We start from the raw sequence: 4618 nt of genomic DNA, 5'->3' as shown, positions 1-4618 counted from the left end.
ATACCAATTTTATCTTTTCTCAAGAATTGTTAAAATCCGCTTAGCACATTCAAGTAACTCAAATTATATTTTAGGAAGAAAATCCATCTCCCCACACATAAAAAAACTTCTGTTTCAAATAAACTATTGCTTACGCGCGTTTTCAATTTGAGAAATAAATTGATCAACTATTTAGACCTATTGAGGCCCAATCTTGTGAAAAACTCGTCAAAATCCTTTTCATCATAGTCTTCAAACAAGGGCCATAAAAAACTAGAGCCATCAGATTGATGTGCTAAAGAATTAGAGTCATCGGGTTGATACTCTAAAGAATTATTTTTTAATTGGTCTATAACCCGGTGCATATCACTTAGAACACAATACTCAACCACACTAAATTTCAAATTATCAGAAATTGTATTTTTTTAGTAAAAAAATCGGCATAGCTCATTTTAAACAACCTCGCATTTTATAAAGTCAATATATTGCTATGCATGTACATTGCATACCTTATATAACTTGTTTATTTGCATTTTTTTTCAATTTAATATAAAAAACGAAACTTAAAAAGTGATATCAATAAAAACAATTCTTAACAGCAAAATACAAAAATAATTATAACAAAAGATACTCTAAAATCTTATTTATTTGGCTTTTTGTGGAGCAAAAAATTTATTGGAAAGATTTATATTTTTGCACTATTGTGAAAAGCTTTTATTTTATTGTTCAATAAAGAAAATAATGAAAAAAAGAAAACATAGCTAAATTATTTTTTATAATATTATTATTTACAGTACCTTGAAGAAGATTATAGTGAAGAAAAACAAATATTTGGCATAAAACTCAAGCCACTATTTTACCAAGCAATCTTAAAATCAAGTATCGATGTTAATGAACATATAAAATTATAAAAATCTTATTTCTTGCTAGAGAATAAAAAATAAATTTAAATAAAAACTAAGATTTTTATTTAAAATAATATCATTAGCTTAACAAAATTTACTTTTAGTTTACTTTCTTTCATTATTGTATTTAGTTGAGATATAATTTACTCTTTTTATATCTTGTTTTAAAAACTCATATAATTCTTTATCAATCATAAAATTCTAATAGGAATATTCTTATTATCTAATTTACTTACTTATATTGTTGTTTAAATTTAATGATTTTTTTCTAAACATATATTTTTTATATTTTCAAGTACCAATTCCTTAATCTTATCAATAAATAAACCACCCTCCAAAACTTTTGCATAAAGTTTTAAGTAAGAATAAGCTTGAGTTTTGGCAACTATAAAAGACTTTACAAAACCATTAAAACTTTTAAAACCATAGTATTTATAAAGTTCTCTTATTTTAATTTCGTATAGAATTTTTATTAATAAACAATACTTTAGATTGGAATTGTATATATCAAAAAGGCCCTATATGGGCAATTCCGTTTACAGCAAATAAATAGTGTTGGAACTAAATTCCTAACCTAATTAAATAATATCATATTATATATTTTAAATCAATGGTTTTGTCTTTTATGTTTTTCATACTCAATTATTAGCTCAGATAAAATTTCCTTTTTGTCTTTATAAATTTTTTCAATAATAAAGTACAATCTTTTAGAATCTTGTTTACAAAAATCATACAATTCTTTATCTTTTACTAAAATTCTAATGGGAATACTTCCATTGGTATCTTTGGATTTACTATAGATATCTTCGCTTAAAAACCTTTTGCCATCTATATCTCTTAATACAGCTTTAAAGCCCACTTTTTTTATTTTATCAATGGATACTTTTCCCTCTAAAACTTTTTGATAAATTTTTAAATATCTATAAGCTTGACTTTTTGCGACTTCAAAAGATTTTATAAAATCATTAAAATGAGCAAAACCATCGTATTTATATAATTCTTTTTGTTTGATTTCATACAATATTTTCATTCTTTGAATTTTATTATTAATATCATCTTTTAGATTGTATTTAAGTTGTTCTTTTAGATTGCTATAATTTAACAGTTCTTTTTCTCGATCGTCTTTTAAATTTGTCTCTTCATTATAATTCCCAAAACGATTGATAAATAATTCTTCTTTATCTTTTTCAGCTTTTATTTTCATTTTAAACTCCCTTTTTTAAGTTCCCCGGGGGAATATAAAAAAATGTTATAAATTTAAGATATTTTTTAATACATTTTTTGATTCTTTGTAATATTTGCTCTTTAAGTCTGGTTCTAAACGATTGATTATAAAAACTTTTATGCTATTATAATAATGAATTTTACCTTTTATATAATTGCTATATCGCATATATAAGGCATCTTCAACTTCCTTAAGGATATTCCTATTTTTAATAAATTGATTGACAACAATTGAAATATTGTAACTTTTGTCTATAATTTTTTGTATTAATATTTCTAAACTTTCTATTGACCATGTTTCAGGTTGAACTGGAATAACAATGTGATTTGTGACATTTAATGCGTTTTTTAAAATAAAACTAAAACTAGGGGGCGTATCAATCAAAATATAATCAAAGTTATAGTTTAAAATATTTTTATCTAAACAAAAGCTCAATAAATTTTCCTTATTATCCATATTTTCATAATTAAATTCATCAAGAGAAGGATGTGATGGAATTATAGAAATAAAGTCATTAATTTTGTATACACATTGGTCAAAATAAGCGTTACCTATTAACAAATTATAAATATTATTTTTACCAAAATTAAAAACATATTTTCTAAAGTATGAAGTTACTGCGTTTTGTGAATCCATATCAATAAGTAATACTTTTTTCCCCAAATATTTTAATACATAAGAAAAGAGTATTGATAATGTGCTTTTACCCACGCCTCCCTTAAGATTTGCCATTGTTATGATATTTGATTTTTTTCTATCCATTTATATATTACTCCTTCACCTTTTAACTTTTTATTATAAAATTTATATACTGTGGTTTCCATTTTTTTTATATGTTCTAAATTAAAACAATAATATTTAGTATTTTCTTTGTCTTTTTTTCTTAATAATGTTCTAAGAGACTCAACATAACACTTAATAGAACCTTTGCTAAATTTAAATTCTAAGTAATAAAGTTTTTCTATCACATAAGATTTATTATCTTTTCGTAAAAAAAAAGGCTTTTCTAATTTGTCCCATCCATATTTTATTCCCAGGAATTTATTATTTTCTTTCAGAGAAAAGAGATTGAATAAATAATATTTTCTTTTATTATCAAGTTTTTGAAAAGTTAAATTTAATTTATTGTTTTTATTGGTAATTCTAAATTTTACCAAATGTTTAAAGATTTTTGTGTAATATACTTTTTTATCATTTATTTCTTCAATTCTAGAAAAAGCAGTTTTTTCTTTTGATTCTTTATTTATATTTTCATTATATTTTTGTTTTTTTTTATTTATTATTTCTTTTTTCCTTTCTTTTAATTTTTCTAATAAGTTACTCAACTTTGGCTCCTTTTTTTAAAATTTTATTTAAAATGTTATTAGCTATATGTTTTGCATGTCCATTGAAACTGGTTATTTTATTTACTTTCCATTTAGTATTATAAATATCTTTAAATTCTCCTGCAAGTAAGTAAAAGTCTGTTTTATATGCAGCATATTGCCTCATAAAATGAATTTTATTTCTATATTCTTTAAGTTTACTTAAAAAGAACGATAAAATATCTTCTTTTTTATAATCAAATGATAAATAGTTAAAAAAATCTTTTAAATTAAATAGTGTATTTTTATAAGTTTTTTCTGGATTTTTAGTATGTTTCACTATTTTTTTTATCTCTTTGGTTATTTCTTTCGGTAATTTTAAAGTTTTTTCTAAAATATTTTTCTTTTTATAATTTTTTTTAAAAAGAGAGTTGGTAGAATTCTTATTATATATATCGTTATTATTATTATTATATACAGTGACATTTTCAGTGACATTTTCAGTGACATTTTCAGCGCCAAGATTGTCTTTTTCTTTTTTTACTTTCCTATAGAGGTCTGCTTTAGTGTCGTTGAAATAATCATCGATTAACTTATATGTAATAGGTGATACCTTGTATATGCATAGTTTTCCTTTAAACCTTCTTAGGTTGTTTGAGAATGTTATTATTTTTTTTTCAATTGCTTTTATGCGAATTAAAAATCTTAAGTCTTCTCTTAAAGTTCTTATTACAGTTGGCTTATATCCTTCTTTATTTATATTTGAGTTTAAAACTCTAAGTATGTCTCTTTGATTATGAGGATGAAGTTCTTTTAGTTTTTCAGAATTAAAATGAACTTTATGTATTGAAAGGTCATATTTTTCTTTAAAACTTTTATTTAAGTAATTAATTACTGAAATAATTTTCTTGAGTCTAGAGTCTTTTGAAATCAGCTTATTAGTATTGGTCTTGTATTTGTGGTTAAGTAAATTTAATGCCATTTTAATCTCCTATTTATTTGCATTAATAAACATTATTGTGTATAAAATATTTTAAAATGTCAACCCTTATTTTAATATTTTATATTTAATATATATGTTTGCACTTAAAAATATTTAAGAAGATCTTAATTGCTTTTGTAAAGCGTTGAACAACTATTTTTAAATCGAAGATTATAGAAATAGTTGTTTACTTGATAATATGTCCTTTTCCCGCTTTCGTGCT

The 4618-nt window shown here is 22.7% G+C and carries 6 protein-coding genes; all 6 read right to left on the bottom strand.

Going from position 1 to position 4618, the window contains the following annotated elements; translation table 11 throughout:
• Positions 1–167: 167 nt before the first annotated feature.
• Entirely contained in the window at positions 168–344 is a 177-nt protein-coding gene (locus BLO14_RS06185; protein ID WP_236736413.1) for a hypothetical protein, read from the bottom strand.
• 794 nt (positions 345–1138) lie between these two features.
• Positions 1139–1333 carry a chromosome replication/partitioning protein gene (locus tag BLO14_RS06180; protein ID WP_236736414.1) on the bottom strand — a complete coding sequence of 65 codons (195 nt, stop codon included), beginning with the start codon at positions 1331–1333 and terminating at the stop codon, positions 1139–1141.
• Positions 1334–1491: 158 nt separating this feature from the next.
• Entirely contained in the window at positions 1492–2088 is a 597-nt protein-coding gene (locus tag BLO14_RS05545) for a chromosome replication/partitioning protein (protein ID WP_091973878.1), read from the bottom strand.
• A gap of 45 nt (positions 2089–2133) precedes the next feature.
• Entirely contained in the window at positions 2134–2871 is a 738-nt protein-coding gene (locus BLO14_RS05540; protein WP_091973875.1) for a ParA family protein, read from the bottom strand.
• Complete coding sequence (locus BLO14_RS05535) at positions 2844–3434, bottom strand: DUF226 domain-containing protein (protein WP_091973872.1); 591 nt, start codon at positions 3432–3434, stop codon at positions 2844–2846. The genes BLO14_RS05540 and BLO14_RS05535 overlap by 28 nt, the downstream gene beginning before the upstream one ends.
• Positions 3427–4395 carry a plasmid maintenance protein gene (locus BLO14_RS05530; protein ID WP_091973869.1) on the bottom strand — a complete coding sequence of 323 codons (969 nt, stop codon included), beginning with the start codon at positions 4393–4395 and terminating at the stop codon, positions 3427–3429. Before BLO14_RS05530 ends, BLO14_RS05535 begins: the two co-directional genes overlap by 8 nt.
• Positions 4396–4618: the final 223 nt, after the last annotated feature.

Source organism: Borreliella japonica (assembly GCF_900099615.1).
In the GTDB taxonomy this organism is placed as follows: Bacteria; Spirochaetota; Spirochaetia; order Borreliales; family Borreliaceae; genus Borreliella; species Borreliella japonica.
Note: the sequence above shows the minus strand (reverse complement) of the source record. Positions and strands in the feature narration are given on the sequence as shown.

Coding starts and splice junctions, on each gene's coding strand:
- BLO14_RS05530 (WP_091973869.1), bottom strand. CDS start 4,395: ATGGCATTAAATTTACTTAACCACAAATACAAGACCAATACTAATAAG.
- BLO14_RS05545 (WP_091973878.1), bottom strand. CDS start 2,088: ATGAAAATAAAAGCTGAAAAAGATAAAGAAGAATTATTTATCAATCGT.
- BLO14_RS06185 (WP_236736413.1), bottom strand. CDS start 344: ATGCACCGGGTTATAGACCAATTAAAAAATAATTCTTTAGAGTATCAA.
- BLO14_RS05540 (WP_091973875.1), bottom strand. CDS start 2,871: ATGGATAGAAAAAAATCAAATATCATAACAATGGCAAATCTTAAGGGA.